Here is a 17,886-nt window from a genome sequence, read left to right as displayed (position 1 = left end):
CTTTCATAGTAATTATTATTTGTTTAAAATTATTATAAACTAATTATTATTCAAAACTAGATCTTTGTCAACTATTTCCTTCACTTTTTTGGAAACAATTTCAGCCAAACAGTCGATAAATGCAGATTGCGCATTCGGCATATTTGGTCTAAAATATTTGGCATTTAATTCATCCGTTACAACTTTACATTCATAATCGTTGTCATATAAAACTTCTAAATGCTCCGCTACAAAACCAACTGGGCAATATATGAAAGATTCGTACCCATGCTCTTCATATAAATCTTTCGTTAAATCTTGCACATCTGGACCAATCCACGGATCTGGAGTATTCCCAGCACTTTGCCAACCGATTGTATAGTTTTGAATATTTGCAGCTTCTGCAATTAAATCTGCCGTATGCTTTAGTTGTTCTACATATGGGTCTCCTGCTGCAATAATTTTTTCTGGCAAACTATGCGCTGAAAAAATTACGACTGCTTTCTCTTTATTTATAATATTAGTAAACGTCTCTTTTATTTGGTCTGCCCAATACGAAATAAACTTCGGTTCATCATACCATTGTTCAATTGATTCAATAACAGGACCACCGATTTCTTTTGAAAGACGAATAGCACGGTCATTATACGCTTTAATGCTAAATGTAGAATAATGCGGCGCTAATACGATACTAATCGTTTGCTCAATCCCATCACGCTTCATTTCTTCTGCAGCATCTTCTATAAATGGTGCAATATGTTTTAAACCTAAGTAACAAGTAAATTCATACTCTGTAAATATGTTATTCATTGAATCTGTTAATTTATGCGCCTGTTCTTTCGTAATTTTTGCAAGCGGCGAAATTCCACCAATCGCTTTATAGCGCCCCATTAAATCTTCAAGCGCTTCTTCTGACGGCGTACGCCCGTGACGGATATGTGTATAATATGCCTCTACATCGTCTAATGATTCTGGTGTTCCATACGCCATTACGAGTAAACCTATTTTTTTCTTTGTCATCTATATAACACCTCAATTTTATAAATGAGAATACTTTTCAGAACATTTGTTTCCAATTATAACAAACAATAATAAATACGTCAAAATAATAATTCTAATTAAATATTGTTTATAAGGTGATTTTGAATTTTATATGAAAACTTCTTTAATAAAAAGCGACTTACATAATTGTAAGCCGCTTTTCCCTTATTCCTTAATATTTACCCCATATTCTTTAAACCAAACGTGAATTTGTGCTAAATGAGCTAAAAGCTGTGGCCCAGTCATTAATTGACCAAACCATGGTGTTTGAAATGCGCTGCCGCCAGACTGAATCAATTCGCTCAACTGCTCTTTATCAAACAGTTCGTGTAAAATTGAACCTTTATCCGTTAATAGATTTTGAAGCCATACTGTTATTGCTTTTGTATAGTGTGGATTGTGTGTTTTCGGATAAGGACTCTTCTTTCTATATAAGATGTCATGTGGAAGTACACCTTCTAACGCTTTACGTAATAGACCTTTTTCGCGGTTTTTATACATTTTCATTTCCCAAGGAATATTCCACGCATATTCGACAAGACGATGATCTGCAAATGGAACACGTACTTCTAAGCTCGCTCCCATACTCATGCGGTCTTTTCTGTCTAATAATGTTGTCATAAACCATACCATATTTAAATAAAATAATTGGCGTCTTTTTGCTTCTAGCGGACTTTCCCCCTCTAAAATAGGAACTTCTTGAATCGACTCTTCATAGCGCCTTTGTACATATTGTTGTAAATTTAATTTATTTCTCCATTCTTTTTTTAGAAGTTGTTCACGTGCCTCTGTAGAACGCATCCACGGAAATGCACTCGATTGTAAATCATCTTCTCTATAAAACCACGGATATCCACCAAATATTTCATCTGCACATTCTCCAGATAAGCCAACGACAAAATCTTGTTTAATTTCTCGGCAAAACCATAATAATGACGAATCGATATCTGCCATACCAGGCAAATCACGAACGAGTACTGCTTCAGTTAAATACTCTGCTAATTTTTCATTCGAAATGACGCAGCGATGATGGGTTGTTTGAAATGTCTCAGTCATTAAATTAATAAACGGAGCATCTGAATTTGGCTGGAATGCATTCGCTTTAAAGTATTTGTCATTATCTTCGTAATCAATAGAATACGTGTGTAATTGCCCTTTTCCCGATCTCTCATATTCTTTCGCTGCAATAGCTGTAATAGCGCTCGAATCTACACCACCCGATAAAAAAGTACATAGTGGTACATCAGAAACAAGCTGTCTTGTAATAGCATCTTGTAATAAAAAGCGCGTTTTCTCTACTGTTTCTTCAAAAGAGTCTTCATGTTTTTTACTTTCTACATTCCAATATCTCCATATGCATAAACCGTTCTTTGAAAATGTCATCGCATGACCTGGACGCAATTCTTTTATACCAGCATAAATACCGTGGCCAGGCGTTCTTGACGGTCCGAGCCCGAATATTTCTGATAATCCTTCTAACGTTACTTCCGCCTTCACATCTGGATGCGACAATATCGCTTTTAACTCCGAACCAAATAGTAAGCGTCCGCTATCATATTTATAAAAAAGTGGCTTTACACCTAATCGATCTCTCGCAATAAATACTTGTTCTTTCTGTTCGTCCCATACCGCAAACGCATATATACCGTTTAAATGATCGACACATTCTTCTTTCCATTCAATATAAGAAGCTAATAATACTTCTGTATCAGAATGACCTTTGAACGTATATCCTCTTCTTAATAATTCCTTTCGAATGTCTTCTGTGTTATAAAGTTCACCGTTATAGCAAATGGCGTAATTCGTTTCATCTTTTAAACAAGTCATCGGCTGTTTACCGCCCTCAGGATCCACAACGATTAACCGCTTATGCCCAAATGCGACATTTCCTTTAATCCAAACTTTATTATCATCCGGCCCCCGTTTCGCTAACGTCTCAGCCATCTTCGTAACGACATCTCTTTCTCCTTCTAATGAGCGTTTATAATCCACCCATCCTGTAATCCCGCACATATAAATCATCCTTCCATCTTATTTCTTTTCTTGAACGTGCAGTAATCCCCACCCTAAGAGTGCGGATCAAAAAAATGAAAAACTTGACGATAACCTACTATCCACATATGGAATAGCATTTTCACTCAGTAAAACGTGTTTTATTGTATGCCCACCTATGTCTATATGTGTCTAGTTATAAAGAATGCACGAACTGTCTATAACAGGAATAACTACTTTTCATAAAGGAGAAATCGTGTATGATACAACGTAAACATATTTTATATAATCAGCCCCGTGCTCATACAGTCGGTAATGTAGAATATATAAACAATGAGTGGGTATTCTTTGATGATGAAAATGATGAAGCGTTTTTATTAGAAGATATTGCCGAAGATGGGTTTGAAATTTTGTATAATAACAATTGGCTACCAGCCCGTTTCTATGAACAAGATGTATTACAAATCGCCAACGAGCAACACCATTTGCAAAATGGTGAAATGATACGTATTCGAAAAAAGTTACTTCTTAGCTATAATGAATGGCTGGAGGAATTACCTGACTCTGTCTTCACATTATTAACCGAATCATTGCAATCACTTCACTACTCTTTATATGATTGCATGTATTGTCATAATTATTTATCTTTCTTACCGCAAGAGGAGTCACGCGAAGGAGTAAATATTCTTTTGTTTGATAACGAAGAAATGATCTGTACATTGCAGCACCATTTCGTCCGTCACACTACGTCAAATAAAAATATGTTCCGTTTTACGAAAGTAAATGGAGAAGAGTTGCATATCGATGCGACATAAAGTGAAACTTTAATCAGTGGGGGAGCCCACTGATTATTAGCCTTCACCAATCTGATGTTTACGGGATAAAGTAAAAAACCACCTTATAATCTCCCAAGTCTTTGAGATTATAAGGTGGCTTTATTTTTTATTAGAATACTTTCCAGCCAATCGGTAATTTCAGCCCAAGGTAAAATACTGCTACTAGCGCAACAATAAATAAGCCCCAAACCGCCCCTGTTGGTTTGTTTTTGCTCATTTTCACAAGAACCATTTCCATTCCACCGATAACTAAAATACCAGCTAACATTTTCAAGCCATACCACATGTGCATGCTACCTGTTGCTGTCTTCACAATACTCATGTACAACATGAAGCCTGTCACAATAATAATGATATACATTAGGCGAAGCCCCATATGTACACCTTTCCCTTTTCTTCCTGCTGAATAAAGTGAATACGCAACGAAGAATAAAATTAAACCTAACGCCCATGCTGTAATATGCATATGTACCATCGTATCCCTTACCTCCTCTTTTCACACTTTTTCACTCTATATGATAACATGTTCATTTATTTTCAGGAAATGTTTCGCTTTTTTACATTTAAATGCTATAATATTTAGAGTATTTACAAACTTCTTGTAATAACAAAAGGGGGAACAATCATGATTCAAACTAAGGATATTATCGAACTTACAGACACATACGGAGCAAATAACTATCACCCACTTCCAATCGTTATTTCTAAAGCAGAAGGTGTTTGGGTAGAAGATCCTGAAGGAAACCGCTATATGGACTTATTAAGTGCATATTCTGCAGTAAACCAAGGTCATCGTCACCCGAAAATTATTAACGCTTTAATTGACCAAGCTAATCGTGTTACGTTAACTTCTCGTGCTTTCCATAGCGATCAATTAGGTCCTTGGTACGAAAAAGTTGCGAAACTAACTAATAAAGAAATGGTACTTCCAATGAATACAGGTGCTGAAGCTGTTGAAACTGCAATTAAAACAGTTCGTCGCTGGGCTTATGATGTGAAGAAAGTGGAAGCAAACCGTGCTGAAATCATCGTTTGTGAAGATAACTTCCACGGACGTACAATGGGTTCTGTTTCTATGTCTTCAAATGAAGAGTACAAGCGTGGATTCGGTCCAATGCTTCCTGGCATCGTTGTAATTCCTTACGGTGATTTAGAAGCATTAAAAGCCGCAATTACACCAAACACAGCAGCATTCATTTTAGAGCCAATTCAAGGTGAAGCAGGAATTAATATCCCACCAGCTGGTTACTTAAAAGAAGCTTTTGAAGTATGTAAAAAAGAAAACGTTTTATTTGTAGCAGATGAAATCCAAACTGGCTTAGGCCGTACTGGTAAAGTATTTGCTTGTGACTGGGACAATGTAACTCCTGACATGTACATACTTGGTAAAGCACTTGGCGGCGGTGTGTTCCCAATCTCTTGCGTAGCAGCAAACCGCGACATTTTAGGTGTATTTGAGCCAGGTTCTCACGGTTCTACATTCGGTGGTAATCCACTTGCATGTGCTGTTTCTATCGCGGCTCTTGAAGTGTTAGAAGAAGAAAAATTAACAGAGCGTTCTCTTCAATTAGGTGAAAAATTAGTTGGGCAATTAAAAGAGATTGATAACCCAATGATCACTGAAGTTCGTGGTAAAGGTTTATTCATCGGTATCGAATTAAACGAGCCAGCTCGTCCTTACTGTGAACAACTAAAAGCAGCTGGTCTATTATGTAAAGAAACACACGAAAATGTAATTCGTATCGCACCACCTCTAGTAATCTCTGAAGAAGATTTAGAGTGGGCATTCCAAAAAATTAAAGCTGTATTATCGTAATGATAGAGAGGTTGTCCGACATGTTGGGACAACCTCTTTCTTTTTATATTCATTTATATTAAGATGGAATTGTAATTTTCTGTATTTTAAAATCGTAAAGGAGGTGCGACATGCTATTAAGATATGGTAAACATATTAACTATTTAGCTACAGCTTTTATTTTAGTTACATTCTTCGGTTTCCTACTTTCCACAACATGGCTTCATTACTCAACTCCTACTACACTCACACTACTGAAAGCATCATTTTGGACTTCTGTTATTCTTACTATCATTGGTTTTGGACGAGAAAAAAGCGCACTTACGGTTATACTATTTGGCATTTGTACACTTGCATTCATTGGTCTTTACACTTTTGCCGTTATCGATTACCTCTATAACCCAAGGCCATAAAAAAAGAGCTATCTTTTAACAAGATAGCTCTTTTCTTTATTTCACTACATTTCGTAAAGTACCAATTCCTTCTACTGTAATGACCACTTCATCACCAGCATGTAAAAACTTCGGTGGTGTAAAACCTTTTCCGACACCAGCCGGCGTTCCTGTTGCGATAATATCACCTGGTTCTAAAGTCATTCCTTTACTTATCGTTGAAATAATTTCTTCTATTGAAAAAATCATTTTATTTGTGTTAGAAGTTTGCCTTACTTCTCCATTTACTACCGTTTCAATGTGTAATGCATTCGGCGCATTAACCACCGATTTATGAATTAAATACGGTCCCATCGGACAAAATGTATCGAAGCTTTTCCCAAGGAAAAACTGTTTATGTTTTCTTTGAATGTCTCGAGCTGTTACATCATTGATAATCGTATAACCAAAAACATGCTCAAGCGCTTTTTCTTTTTTTATTTGCTTCCCTCGCTTACCAATAATGATAGCTAATTCTCCTTCATAATCTAGTTCGTCCGTTGCATGAGGGTGACCATTAATTTGCTCATTTATGCCAATAACTGTTGTTGGCGCTTTCGTAAAGATCATTATATTTTCTGGAATAGACTCTACTCCGCCCATTTCTACCGCATGCTCACGATAGTTTTTTCCAACGCACAAAATATTCTTTCTTGGCCTTGGAATCGGCGCTAATATTTTCACCTCTGTTAACGGATAATACGCCGCTTCCCCGTTCTCTTTTGCCCAATTTACAATTTCACATACTTTCTCAAAGCATTCAGTCCCTCTTTCAATACACTCTAACATTGTAATAGGGATTGTAACCTTTTCCCCTTTTTGTCTTTGCGCTTCTCTTAAGTGTAATACCTTTTCTTCTTCTTCATCTACAATACCTACAAATACCTTTTCTTCTTTCTTCGCCGTTACAAAACGCAATATTTCCACTCTCCATCCTAAAACTCATACCCTTTAATTGTATTCGCATCCGCAAGAAAAAAACCTTCTCATGCACGCTAATTTTTACAATATTCTTCTCATCCCCTATTCGTTACCCCTTTATCATTTGGCATAAAATGTAGAAATTTTACTTTTTTTAGCGAATGCATTTCTTTTTTATGAAGTTTTTGTATAATATGTACTACATATATACTAAAAATTTCATTTAGAGATGGAGCCGATTTCAATGTTTGAGCAAGCGATTGAAAAAAAACGTGAAAAAATGATTTATTTTGCTGAACGCTATGGAATGACTTCTCAAAAAACAGTGGATTGTAGCCAAGAACTGGACAGGCTCTTAAATGTAATTTGTCATGTACATACGGATTTACACCCTAATCAAACGTTCAAAACACACACGCAATAATGCGTGTGTTTCTTTTATTTCAAAAAAATACACATTTTATTGGAAACGCCCATACAATAGTAGAAAAGAAAATTTTAAAAACGAAGGGTGTTTTGTATGCCAGCTATGGTCGGACATATTCGTATCGTCAATATTGGATCAAGTGGTATTTTTCATATTGGAGATGTATTTGCGATTAGGCCTATTAGTTACTCACGTGCTTTCGCCGGGGCCGGCTCTTTCAACGTTGGAGATAATGTTTCTGTCTACAATTATCAAAGTGCAACGACTGTCAACGATTCAGATGTAATCGATCAAGCGATAATTGGCTCAACTTAAAAGGAGGCAATTGCATTGAATTTTTATGTAAACCAAAGTATCATCATCAACAGTATTAAAATTGATAGCATTACAACCTCTTCTGTGTTCCAAATTGGTACTGCCGGAAGTATTAAAGCCCTATCTAAATTTTCAAATACGGGCGGATTTACGGAACCGCTTCGCCCATTACAGGCAAAAGGACAAATTATTTCTATCAAACCATCAACTAGTTCTTCTTAAGACATCCTTGTCATAAATATATAGCAGGAATATTTTTACCCTCCCTATTGAAAAGGAGGTTTCACAAATGAATCAAGATATATATACTTACTTACACCAACTTCAACAAGCTCTTCAAACACAACAAGCAGCCATCCTAAATTTAGAAGATCAAGTGCGCCAACTCCAAGAAGAGCTTAACGAATTAAAAAATCGCCCCTCCTCTTCTGTAGGAAAAGTGGAATACAAATTCGATCAATTAAAAGTCGAAAATTTAAATGGTACTTTAAATATTGGTTTAAACCCATTTTCAGCAAAAGGACAACAAATTGAAGATTTTCAAGTGGATACAGAAACATTGAAGGTAAACCCTGAAACCGAAACAAACCCAGACTTTTATCAAGGTATCCTCCAAGAAATGCATCGATACTTAGATGAAGAAGCATATAATCGTATTCTCCATTTTGAACAAGAAGAGCGAACACCGCTTGATGAAATGTATCGACAAATGATGGTGGATGACATAAAAAAACAGATGGAGCATCGACTCCCTTATTATTTATCACAAGCGCAATCATATGAAGGTATTTCAACAGATCCAGATTATTTACGAGATATCATTATTCAGGCAATGAAACAAGATATTGACAAAGCCTTTCTCTCCTTTATTCAGCACATACCGGGAAATTTCCGAAAGGAGTAAGTATGTATGAACCTTAACGTTGTAAACCGTGAGTTAAAAGTCGGACAGATTAAAATGAACGGTGTATCGTCGTCCGCACTCTTTTTAATTGGAGATGCAAATCTCCTCATTCTATCTTCTATTCTCGATACACCATTTGAAACAGTTACAGAGGGTCCATTTGTACCATTAGTAACAGATGTCCCCCCTACTCCAGGTTAAGGAGACTGAAAAATTATGTTGCATCATGTGTCCATTGTCCAAAATGTTTCTATTGTTTCGTTAGGGATTGCTGCCGTATTTCAAGTTGGAGATGCCAATCAAATGGAATTAAAAAGTAGAGCTATTGCCGTCCACCGTGAAATTCCTTGTTATATACGGGGAGAAGGTAGCTTTGATGCTTTTGAAATCTTTACAGATGAACACATTACAATTCCAAAACGAACGACAGATGTAAAATTAAATATTGTAAATGAATGCCCTTTTATTGAAGTGAATAACGTTGAATTGCGGACACTTTTAAATTCTGGTTGCTTTCAAATTGGAAATGTTGATTATGGTTTTAATAACTCTCGTATTATACAAATCCGCCAATATATTACGGATGAACCTTCCGCACAATAATTCATATAGTAATTAAAAAGCTTAGTAAAGTAGGTGGATGGTATGCCTTCGGTTGTAGGAAATCTCGTCGTGCAAAACAGTAACGGCTCTTTCAACTTAGGAGATTTTTATAACGTATCTCCGAAAGAAAACACGAAAGCCTATAACGGATCTGGAGCTTCCAATGTTGGGTTTGTCGTGAATACGTTTAACGGTGTTAGTGCAACGAATACATTTGATTCTGATGTGGCAGATCAAGATCAGATTGGAACAGCGTAAAAAAAGTAGGAGATATTCTCCTACTTTTTTCTTTTATCTAATTCAAAATTATTAAAATGAAATTTTAATAAGCAAGAGCTTTACAGTCCACAAATAGTGGTATAAACACGTAAGTAGTGAAGAGGCACTATTTCATTTTATTTAAATGATAACCCACTCTCCTCCAAAGCCTTCCTAAGCTTCGGCAAAGACGCAGGTCCCATACCATGCAGTTTTAAAATTTCTTTTTCACTATATTTTGAGAGTTCTTCTACAGTTTGAATTCCACGGTGCTCTAATGCCCTTCTTGCTGGCGCTGAAAGAAGAGAGAGAAAACCTTCTTTTGGTTTTCTCTCTTTCTCACAGACTGGGCAAGTTGGACAATCGCTACTTTTATAGTACTCGTGTCCCTGTTCACAAGTTCTTAACGTTTTTTCCGTTACCATTTTCAAGCCCCTCTATTCTTCAATATTTACAACGTGATTCCCATCAAAGAAGTATAAACATTTCTCTTTTACAGGATGTTGTAAGCTTTTCTCCAGTGCTTTTGCATATAACGAAAGCTGCACTTTATATCGATCTTCTAAAATTGGTTTCGCTTGTTCGAATCCGCCTGGGAATTTCCCTTCAATCGTATCTGTTTTAAAGTCGATTAACGTAATGCCATCTTCCTCTTCAATCATGCAGTCGATAACCCCTTGGACAAGAATCATTTCTTCACTCTTCCCTTGCCAATCTTGATATGCTTCTTCTGCTGCAAGCATCATCGTAAATGGTACTTCACGCTCAACACTTTTCGCCGCTAATACCCTTTTACCTAAGTCACTGTCAAAGAATGAAATTACTTTTTCAATCGCTATTTCTTCCGCCTGCTCGAATGTTAATAATTCCTTATTTACCATTCCAGCAATTTGCTCTTGAAGAACCTCAATCGTAATCGGCTTCTTCAAATCAACATGCTGCATAACGGCATGGACTGCTGTTCCGCGCTCTGCGTACGTTAACCCTTTTTTCTCCATAAATCGCGGGCGTGTTTTAATTGGTGCACGTAGTTTTTTAATAAAGGCGTTATCGCTACCTTCTTCAGATTGATAATTTCTCTTTATTTCTGTAACAGATTGCTTCGCACGATGAGATGTCGCATCCTCATATCCGTACTTCCACATTAATCTGTCGTACACTTCTTCTTTCCGTTCACTTTGCAGGGGAACAGCCTTTTTCTCACGAAGCGCTTCTAACAATTCTTGTTTCTCTTCTTGAACTGGCTCTGGTGCAAGTAGCGTGTTACCGTCCACAACTTCTACTTTCCAGCTAGTGTCATACCCGTAAATTTCATCTGGAATACTTCCTTGTCCTAATTCAAGAAGCATTTCACTATCACGGTGTCTATATAATGAAGGTGCAATCCAGTCTAAATAACAAGACGCTCCGGCACGTATGTGATCTGGTAATAACCATTCACTATGTTCCCTCGCATCAAGCCATTTTTCCATTTCCTTATTTGCATCCTTAACTGTGCCGATTAAAATTAACTTCTCTTTCGCACGCGTCAATGCTACGTATAGTACGCGCATTTCTTCCGCAATTAATTCCATTTTCATTTTACGCTTAATCGCAAGCTGTGATAATGTTGTATATTTAATTCGTTTACGCGGATCGATAAATTGCGAACCGAAACCGAAATCTTTATGCAATAAGAAACGTTTCATTAAGTCTTGTGTATTAAAACGACGACCGAGTCCAGCTACAAATACAACTGGGAACTCTAACCCTTTACTTTTATGAATTGTCATAATGCGAACAACGTCTTCTTGTTCACCTAGAGCCCTCGCCGTACCCATATCATCACCGCGTTCTAAAATACGTTCAATAAAACGTAAGAAGCGGAATAATCCTCTAAATGATGTTGCTTCATATTGTCTTGCGCGGTCATATAGTACGCGTAAGTTTGCCTGCCTTTGCTTTCCAGCTGGTAAACCGCCAACGAAGTCGTAATAACCTGTCTCACCGTACACTTTCCAAATTAAATCAGAAAGTGATTGTTGACGTGCAAATTCACGCCATCCTTGCAGTAAGTTATAAAACCACTCTAATTTATCATGAAGTTCTTGCTCCTCTTCAAGCGGTGCCCCTTTTAAGAATGAGCTCATTACTTCATAAAACGAGCCTTTCTTTCCATGAGCACGAAGCGTTGCAAGTTCTTCATCGCTCAATCCAACGATTGGGGAACGAAGTACAGCGGCAAGCGGAATATCTTGCATCGGATTATCAATAACGCGGAATACGTTCATCATAATATTTACTTCCGTCGCTTCAAAATAACCAGTCGCGAGGTCAGCGTATACTGGAATTCCTTGTAATTTTAACTCTTCCATAATTTGCGGGGCCCACGGCATGGAGCGAAGTAAAATAACGAAATCGCGGTATTGCACCGGACGCATACTATCATTTTTACGGTCATACACTTCATAACCGGAATCAACCATCGCTTTAATGCGCTGCGCCATAAGGCGAGCTTCAAGCTGTGCTTTTTCGACTTCTGCACCTTCTTCACCGTCTATTACTTCTTCTTCCGTTTGCTGAATACATAATAATTCTGCTGCTACATCTTCACCTTCTGGATAGGTAGCACCTAGCTTTAGTTCGGCGTCAGCATCGTAGTCAATTTCCCCAACTTCTTCGCCCATAATTTGTTTGAAAATAAAGTTCGTACCTGCTAGTACTTCATGACGACTACGGAAGTTTTTCGCTAAGTCAATCTTCATTCCGCCGCCTAATCCTTCTTGTGTGAAGCGTTTATACTTTCCTAGGAATAATCCTGGTTCTGCTAGTCGGAAACGATAGATCGACTGCTTCACGTCACCTACCATGAACAAGTTTCCTTCACTCTCAGAATCTTTCGTTACGAATTTAATAATGGATTCTTGTACGAAGTTCGTATCTTGATATTCATCGACTAATACTTCAGCAAATTTATTACGATATTGGAGCGCCACTGCTGACGGATTCATTTCACCATTTTCACTTTGTTCACTTAAAATTTGTAAACAGAAATGCTCTAAATCTGTGAAATCAACCATTCCTTTATCTCGCTTCATCGCTTGGAAACGCTCTGTAAATACTTTTACAAGTTGAACAAGCTTTTCTAATACTGGGTGCATATCTTGAAAATCTCGTAAGAAACTTTCAGGTTTGCGGCTAAATAACTCTTCTTGTAATTTCTTCACTTCATCTTTCGCTTTATTACGAAGAGAGTCTACTTGTTTTACAACATCTTCATTGTAATCACTTTTCTTAATACGCTTTAACGTTTGCCACGATACGTTTTGCATCGCTTCATACACACTTGTCCACGATTCACGAGCAGCTGATGATAGCGTTCCAAGTAATGCTACATCTGCTTGCAGAGTTTCAATGCGAGGCGCTGGACCATCAGGAAGCATTGCGAGTTCAGTTGCCTTACGAATATGCTGTTCCGCTGTTTCAAGCTGGAATTTCACATCTTCTAATAAATAAGAAGCATATACTAAATCTTCAATTGTCTTTCCTTCTACGTCATATGCTTCTACTAATTTATCAAGCCATTTTTCCGGATTTGGATGCGCCCTTGATTCTGTATGAAGCGCTAAAATCATACGTTGCAAGTCATCATCACTACGGTCACTCGTATAACGATCAACAAGTTCAAAGAAGATTGTATTATCTTCGATTCCGTACTCTTCTTCTAATATGTCATCTAGCACTTCTTCTTTTAACAATTCATTTTCTGTTTGATTCGCAATACGGAAACGAGGATCAACATCAAGCATGTAGTAATATCCTCTAATTACTTGTAAACAAAATGAGTGAATTGTTGAAATGGAAGCTTTATTTAATAGGCTCAGCTGCTTTCTTACGTGTTGAGAACCTGGTTCATCAATTAATACCTTTTCTAACGCTTCCCCGATTCGGTTTTTCATCTCTTGCGCTGCTGCATTCGTAAATGTTACAACGAGCAGGCGGTCGACATCGACTGGATTCTCTTCATTAATAATCTTTTTAATAATACGTTCAACTAATACTGCTGTTTTACCTGATCCAGCTGCAGCCGCAACTAAAATATCACGCCCGTTCGCTACAACAGCTTTCCACTGGTCATCTGTCCATTGACTACCTTCTGGTTTTTTAGGCCAATTTTCTATCATTCTCCGCCAACCTCCTCTCTTATTTTCTCCATCGCTTCGCTATCTTTCATATCTTTTAACGATCGGAACTGATTATCTTCCAGTGACTCATCAAATTGACAAACAGACTTGAAGTTACAGAACGTACATGCTGCTTTATTTCCCATTTTATAAGGAGCAATATCGATAACACCTTCTGTAATGTCTTTCCCGATGTTTTCAAACGTATGGTGTACGTATTTTTGAAGTACGTTAAACTCTTGCTCACTTGCAATACTTGAACGCGCACTAAAGCTACCGTCTTTTTTCAGACCAGCAGAAATAATATCTGAGCTTCCGGTTGAAAGTTTGTTATCCATTAAACGAACAACGTCAGCATCTCCTAGTACGAGTCCTTTCATTTTAAATTTCTTCAAAATTTCTTTTTCAATTTCTGCTTCCGTTGCGTCACCCTTCATCTCAACGATTGGATTATGAATATGGAAATACAATACACCAGCAGGTAATGCTGCATGGCCTTTTTTCATCCATGTCTGCGCATTTGAAGTAACAACATCTAAATACGTTAACATTTGAAGTGCTAATCCGTAATACACTTCCGTTAAATCTAACGCTTTTGAACTTGATTTATAATCAATAATACGTAAGAACGTCCCGTTTTCATCTTCTGCCTTATCAACACGGTCAATACGGCCGACTACTTCCATCTTCACACCATTTGGTAATGAGAATTCCATCGGCGGAAGTGATCCTGTACCACCCATACCGAACGGCACTTCTAAATCAACTGGTACGAATCCGCTTGACTTCGCATGTTCACGAAGAATGATTGACGTACGGAAAATGATTTGTTGTAGTTTTTGTTTTAAATAGAAATGACGGTTTGAACTTAATAAGATTTGTCGTTGTAATAACGGTGCGATTTCTTCTATTACTAAAACAGAAAGATGCTCACACTCTTTTATGGATAAATCCGCCCAAGTACGGTTTTCACGCAATAACTTGTCCGCAATTTTCTTTAATGCCGCATGGAATAATTCGCCGATGTCCGGCGCATCAAGCTTGAAAATATCACGCTCTCTAAGCGATAAACCGTGCTGCGCAAAATGAGCGTATGCACAACGGTTAAATAGTTCCATACGAGAGACACTTCCTTTAATTATATCTCCGTATAAATCTCTACTTACTGCTGTACTTAATTTCTTCGCACGATTTCGATAGAATAAACTTGATAAGACGCGGCTACTTTTTTGTTTCCATTCATCTGAAGTTACGTAGAAATTATATACGTCCCACCAAAAGTCTAAATTCCCTTCAAATCCGTATCGCTTCCACGTTTGTAGTTGCTGCATAACGTAAGATAACGTTACTTCTGGCGTTGCTACGTATGAAATTTGTTCTGAACGTGATAAATCGTTTACGTCATTCGTAATAAATGAATCTTTCACATTAGGGAACATTCTTTTTATTTTCTTAATAAAGCTAGACGCAAGTAACGTCTTTCCTTCTTCATCTGCAAGCGGGCATGAAATGTATAGCTTCTCAGATGCTCTCGTTACCATTTGATACATAACGAACTGTTCTTCTAACAAAGTTTGTCTCGTCGTTGGCGCTAACTCAATCCCTGCTGCACCAAGAACTTCTCTTTCTTCATCAGAAAGCATACCTTCGTCCATAGGTGCAGCTGGAATAACACCCTCATTTACACCTATAATAAACGTTGCTTTCACGTCAGATAACCTGGAGTGATCAATATTAGCAATTAACACTTGGTCTAATGACGGCGGAATGTTAGCAAATTGAAGTGCCTCAAGACCAGTCGACATAACGTCAGTAAACATAGAAAGAGACATTTTCTCTTCCCCAAGCATCTCTACAAATGTATCAAGAAGGCTCATTACTTCTTCCCATACTTGTTCATGATCTGTCGCAAATAAGAAATCTCCACTTTCTTCTGCACGTATACGTAATTCTTCTAGTTTTTTCGGAACATCCAGTTCTTCTAAAAACAAGTAAACTGCTTCACACATTTGCATAACTGTTCCTGCACGCTTTAACCTTTTTTGCATGCGAATAACAGGTGTTCTTACAACGTCACGTAGCCTATTTATTTTCTCTTCCATTTCACGTTCACTGTCTGTAATCATCCCGTTCGTATCATCAAGAGAACGATAACGGCGATACATCCATGGATCTTCAGCAGTCCATCTCTTTCCTTGTACACCGTACGCTAAACAGTAATTTTCAAATTCATCCATTTCTTCACGCATCGCTTCTTTTCTTACGTCTAATGGATATAAAAGCTCTGTTTTCACGCAACGGAACACCGCATCATAACGCCAATTCCCACTAATAATCTCGAGTGCAGAACGAATACATTCTACTAATGGGTGGTGTGACATTGGGCGCTTTTCATCGATGAAGTGCGGGATATTGTAATCTGTAAATAACGTTCGCATCACATCGTAATAACTTTCCCCATTACGAAGAAGCACTGCAATATCTCGGTAACGATATTTTTCATCCGCAACAAGTTTACGAATTTCACGAGCAACACCTTCTACCTCCGCTCGTAAATTCGCAGCTGTACTAATCGTTACACTCGCTTCACCGTTAAATTTTTCATTCGGACGCGCTTCATAATGAGCTTCTAAATGCGCTAATGCCGGAGAATGAAAACGCGGCTGTTCCATAAGTGGAATTGTTTTTTCAATTTCTATTTTCTCTTCACGCGCTACTTGTTTTATTTTTTCATACGTTAACGTCGTTTCATAAAATAAATCGAGTTCATTTACTGGCTGCGCTAACGTTTTTTCATCTATCGTTAACGTGATCGTAACTCTCGCTCCGCAAATCATAAGCTGTCTTACAATCTCTAACTCTTGCGGGGAGAATGAATGAAATCCGTCTATATAAATTTCCGCACCATTTACATATTCAGACTGCGGAAGCTTTTCCACTAGCAATTGCAGGTAGTCTTCTGAATCTAAATATTTTCCAATTAAAGCACGTTCAAAATCATCGTATAACAGCTGTAAATCATACACTTTATTCGCTAGTAACTTTTGTTCGGCACTGCTACTATGCGCATCTAATTGTTGCCACATTTCATATACGTTAGATGGCGTTACATTGTAACGTTTAAACTCTGCAATCATACTGCCAAGATGTTCAAAGAAACCGTTTTGCTCCGCTGCTTTTTGGAACACCGATAATCCATCTTTACGAGACTCTACAATTTTACGGAGTAACATATGTACACCAGCTTCATCAATATGAAGACGACTCGCTCCGCCAACTTCTTGCAGTACCTTCCACGCTAATCGTGAAAAACTAAAAACTTGTGCCCGAATAGAACCTCTTACATCCTCACTTCCAATTAACGCCTGCTGCGTCTGGAATGTCATCTGTTCTGGCACAAGATATAATATTGTTTTCCCTCTCGGGCGTTGTTTTAACTCTTCTTGCACTTCGCGTAAACAAAGTGTACTTTTTCCACTTCCCGCTCTACCAATCACAAATCGAAGTGACATGTAACCCCACCTTTCACTTACATAACGAACGTTAGTTTGCTACTATAATTGTATTATAGGACACGAAAAAAGACAAACTGAGTTGTTTGCCTTTTTCTATACTTCTATCTATTATATCAACCTTTTGAAAAATTCGTTTGCACCTCTTGAATTGGCCAATATCGCAAATCAACTTTACCGACGACTGTATCAACTTTTACAAAGCCAAAGTGTCTACTATCCCAGCTCCCGAGCCGGTTATCACCTACTACAAAAATAAACCCAGGTGGCACCAGTTTTTCTTTCGTTAACTCTTCTAATGTAAAGTCGCCTGTTAGTTGCCTTCCGTTTATCTCTTTCTTATACTTCTCTAAATACGGCTCATCAATAAATTGACCGTTTATATATAACTTATCCTGCTTATATTCAATATGATCTCCAGGTAAACCGATAATCCGCTTTACATAGTCCTCTTTTTTATTCGCATGAAATACCACAACGTCAAATCTGTTCAAGTCCCCAACTTGATAACTCACCTTATTTACAACTAGCATATTGCCATCTTGCAATGTCGGCATCATTGACTTCCCCTCTACAACATACGTTGAAAAGAAAAACGTTCGAAAAAATACAGCTAATAATACACCAATTAAAATTGTTCGTATCCACTCCATGCCTTCTTTTTTCAAAGTTTTCTTCATCTGCTTCTCCCCTTATCCTTTAATACTGA

Annotated in this window: 18 protein-coding genes; 10 read left to right on the top strand and 8 right to left on the bottom strand. The window is 37.6% G+C overall.

Translation table 11 applies throughout. The annotated features are described in order from the left end of the window. Window positions 1-39: 39 nt before the first annotated feature. Window positions 40-999: a ferrochelatase gene (gene hemH / locus MHH55_RS22240; RefSeq protein WP_078186994.1), complete on the bottom strand. Its 960-nt coding sequence runs from the start codon at window positions 997-999 to the stop codon at window positions 40-42. Between the two features lie 186 nt (window positions 1,000-1,185). Next, entirely contained in the window at window positions 1,186-3,033 is a 1,848-nt protein-coding gene (gene asnB / locus MHH55_RS22235) for an asparagine synthase (glutamine-hydrolyzing) (protein ID WP_078186993.1), read from the bottom strand. Window positions 3,034-3,272: 239 nt separating this feature from the next. On the opposite strand from asnB, the gene MHH55_RS22230 reads away from it, so the two are divergent. Next, complete coding sequence (locus MHH55_RS22230) at window positions 3,273-3,827, top strand: DUF2777 domain-containing protein (RefSeq protein ID WP_000616046.1); 555 nt, start codon at window positions 3,273-3,275, stop codon at window positions 3,825-3,827. Window positions 3,828-3,957: 130 nt separating this feature from the next. Here MHH55_RS22230 and MHH55_RS22225 read toward each other — a convergent pair whose 3' ends face one another. Next, the gene (locus tag MHH55_RS22225; RefSeq protein WP_000233494.1) at window positions 3,958-4,323 is read right to left on the bottom strand and encodes a YisL family protein; all 366 of its coding nucleotides are present in this window, start codon (window positions 4,321-4,323) and stop codon (window positions 3,958-3,960) included. Between the two features lie 150 nt (window positions 4,324-4,473). Here MHH55_RS22225 and rocD point away from each other — a divergent pair, with 150 nt between their 5' ends. Both rocD and MHH55_RS22215 read left to right on the top strand, forming a co-directional pair. Then, window positions 4,474-5,664, top strand: coding sequence for an ornithine aminotransferase (gene rocD / locus MHH55_RS22220; RefSeq protein WP_000616658.1), 1,191 nt, complete (start codon window positions 4,474-4,476; stop codon window positions 5,662-5,664). 110 nt (window positions 5,665-5,774) lie between these two features. After that, window positions 5,775-6,056 (top strand): hypothetical protein, encoded by a 282-nt coding sequence (locus MHH55_RS22215; protein ID WP_078186992.1) that lies wholly within the window; start codon window positions 5,775-5,777, stop codon window positions 6,054-6,056. Between the two features lie 36 nt (window positions 6,057-6,092). Here the strand turns inward: MHH55_RS22215 and MHH55_RS22210 are convergent, their stop codons facing one another. After that, window positions 6,093-6,992 (bottom strand): fumarylacetoacetate hydrolase family protein, encoded by a 900-nt coding sequence (locus tag MHH55_RS22210; protein WP_001213071.1) that lies wholly within the window; start codon window positions 6,990-6,992, stop codon window positions 6,093-6,095. A gap of 247 nt (window positions 6,993-7,239) precedes the next feature. Here MHH55_RS22210 and MHH55_RS22205 point away from each other — a divergent pair, with 247 nt between their 5' ends. From MHH55_RS22205 to gerPF, 7 genes are all read left to right on the top strand, one after another. After that, a complete protein-coding gene (locus MHH55_RS22205) occupies window positions 7,240-7,419 on the top strand; it encodes an aspartyl-phosphate phosphatase Spo0E family protein (protein ID WP_000462841.1) in 180 nt (59 codons plus the stop codon). A 96-nt stretch (window positions 7,420-7,515) separates the two neighbouring features. After that, complete coding sequence (gerPA, locus tag MHH55_RS22200; protein ID WP_001111187.1) at window positions 7,516-7,737, top strand: spore germination protein GerPA; 222 nt, start codon at window positions 7,516-7,518, stop codon at window positions 7,735-7,737. Between the two features lie 15 nt (window positions 7,738-7,752). Then, window positions 7,753-7,959 (top strand): spore germination protein GerPB, encoded by a 207-nt coding sequence (gerPB, locus tag MHH55_RS22195; RefSeq protein WP_001012508.1) that lies wholly within the window; start codon window positions 7,753-7,755, stop codon window positions 7,957-7,959. A 67-nt stretch (window positions 7,960-8,026) separates the two neighbouring features. After that, window positions 8,027-8,641, top strand: a complete 615-nt coding sequence (gene gerPC, locus MHH55_RS22190) for a spore germination protein GerPC (protein ID WP_001070760.1) — start codon at window positions 8,027-8,029, stop codon at window positions 8,639-8,641. 6 nt (window positions 8,642-8,647) lie between these two features. After that, window positions 8,648-8,842: a spore germination protein GerPD gene (gene gerPD / locus MHH55_RS22185; protein WP_001052807.1), complete on the top strand. Its 195-nt coding sequence runs from the start codon at window positions 8,648-8,650 to the stop codon at window positions 8,840-8,842. A 15-nt stretch (window positions 8,843-8,857) separates the two neighbouring features. After that, a complete protein-coding gene (locus tag MHH55_RS22180; RefSeq protein WP_000902331.1) occupies window positions 8,858-9,244 on the top strand; it encodes a spore germination protein GerPE in 387 nt (128 codons plus the stop codon). 42 nt (window positions 9,245-9,286) lie between these two features. Next, the gene (gene gerPF, locus MHH55_RS22175; protein ID WP_001141566.1) at window positions 9,287-9,502 is read left to right on the top strand and encodes a spore germination protein GerPF; all 216 of its coding nucleotides are present in this window, start codon (window positions 9,287-9,289) and stop codon (window positions 9,500-9,502) included. A 137-nt stretch (window positions 9,503-9,639) separates the two neighbouring features. Here the strand turns inward: gerPF and MHH55_RS22170 are convergent, their stop codons facing one another. The 4 genes from MHH55_RS22170 to lepB all read right to left on the bottom strand — a co-directional run bounded on the left by MHH55_RS22170 (window position 9,640) and on the right by lepB (window position 17,857). Next, on the bottom strand, window positions 9,640-9,927 hold the full coding sequence (locus MHH55_RS22170) for an RNA polymerase alpha subunit C-terminal domain-containing protein (RefSeq protein WP_000255728.1): 288 nt from the start codon (window positions 9,925-9,927) through the stop codon (window positions 9,640-9,642). Between the two features lie 12 nt (window positions 9,928-9,939). Next, the gene (gene addA / locus MHH55_RS22165; protein WP_078186991.1) at window positions 9,940-13,665 is read right to left on the bottom strand and encodes a helicase-exonuclease AddAB subunit AddA; all 3,726 of its coding nucleotides are present in this window, start codon (window positions 13,663-13,665) and stop codon (window positions 9,940-9,942) included. Then, window positions 13,662-17,177 (bottom strand): helicase-exonuclease AddAB subunit AddB, encoded by a 3,516-nt coding sequence (addB, locus tag MHH55_RS22160; protein WP_078186990.1) that lies wholly within the window; start codon window positions 17,175-17,177, stop codon window positions 13,662-13,664. The genes addA and addB overlap by 4 nt, the downstream gene beginning before the upstream one ends. A gap of 116 nt (window positions 17,178-17,293) precedes the next feature. After that, window positions 17,294-17,857 (bottom strand): signal peptidase I, encoded by a 564-nt coding sequence (gene lepB, locus MHH55_RS22155; protein WP_078186989.1) that lies wholly within the window; start codon window positions 17,855-17,857, stop codon window positions 17,294-17,296. Window positions 17,858-17,886: the final 29 nt, after the last annotated feature.

The organism is Bacillus sp. FSL K6-2944, assembly GCF_038005385.1.
GTDB classification, from domain to species: Bacteria; Bacillota; Bacilli; order Bacillales; family Bacillaceae_G; genus Bacillus_A; species Bacillus_A cereus.
Note: the sequence above shows the minus strand (reverse complement) of the source record. Positions and strands in the feature narration are given on the sequence as shown.

Bases quoted from the DNA above. Each gene is read 5' to 3' on its own strand.
- hemH (WP_078186994.1), bottom strand. From the start codon at position 999: ATGACAAAGAAAAAAATAGGTTTACTCGTAATGGCGTATGGAACACCA.
- asnB (WP_078186993.1), bottom strand. From the start codon at position 3,033: ATGTGCGGGATTACAGGATGGGTGGATTATAAACGCTCATTAGAAGGA.
- MHH55_RS22230 (WP_000616046.1), top strand. From the start codon at position 3,273: ATGATACAACGTAAACATATTTTATATAATCAGCCCCGTGCTCATACA.
- MHH55_RS22225 (WP_000233494.1), bottom strand. From the start codon at position 4,323: ATGGTACATATGCATATTACAGCATGGGCGTTAGGTTTAATTTTATTC.
- rocD (WP_000616658.1), top strand. From the start codon at position 4,474: ATGATTCAAACTAAGGATATTATCGAACTTACAGACACATACGGAGCA.
- MHH55_RS22215 (WP_078186992.1), top strand. From the start codon at position 5,775: ATGCTATTAAGATATGGTAAACATATTAACTATTTAGCTACAGCTTTT.
- MHH55_RS22205 (WP_000462841.1), top strand. From the start codon at position 7,240: ATGTTTGAGCAAGCGATTGAAAAAAAACGTGAAAAAATGATTTATTTT.
- gerPA (WP_001111187.1), top strand. From the start codon at position 7,516: ATGCCAGCTATGGTCGGACATATTCGTATCGTCAATATTGGATCAAGT.
- gerPC (WP_001070760.1), top strand. From the start codon at position 8,027: ATGAATCAAGATATATATACTTACTTACACCAACTTCAACAAGCTCTT.
- gerPD (WP_001052807.1), top strand. From the start codon at position 8,648: ATGAACCTTAACGTTGTAAACCGTGAGTTAAAAGTCGGACAGATTAAA.
- MHH55_RS22180 (WP_000902331.1), top strand. From the start codon at position 8,858: ATGTTGCATCATGTGTCCATTGTCCAAAATGTTTCTATTGTTTCGTTA.
- gerPF (WP_001141566.1), top strand. From the start codon at position 9,287: ATGCCTTCGGTTGTAGGAAATCTCGTCGTGCAAAACAGTAACGGCTCT.
- MHH55_RS22170 (WP_000255728.1), bottom strand. From the start codon at position 9,927: ATGGTAACGGAAAAAACGTTAAGAACTTGTGAACAGGGACACGAGTAC.
- addA (WP_078186991.1), bottom strand. From the start codon at position 13,665: ATGATAGAAAATTGGCCTAAAAAACCAGAAGGTAGTCAATGGACAGAT.
- addB (WP_078186990.1), bottom strand. From the start codon at position 17,177: ATGTCACTTCGATTTGTGATTGGTAGAGCGGGAAGTGGAAAAAGTACA.
- lepB (WP_078186989.1), bottom strand. From the start codon at position 17,857: ATGAAGAAAACTTTGAAAAAAGAAGGCATGGAGTGGATACGAACAATT.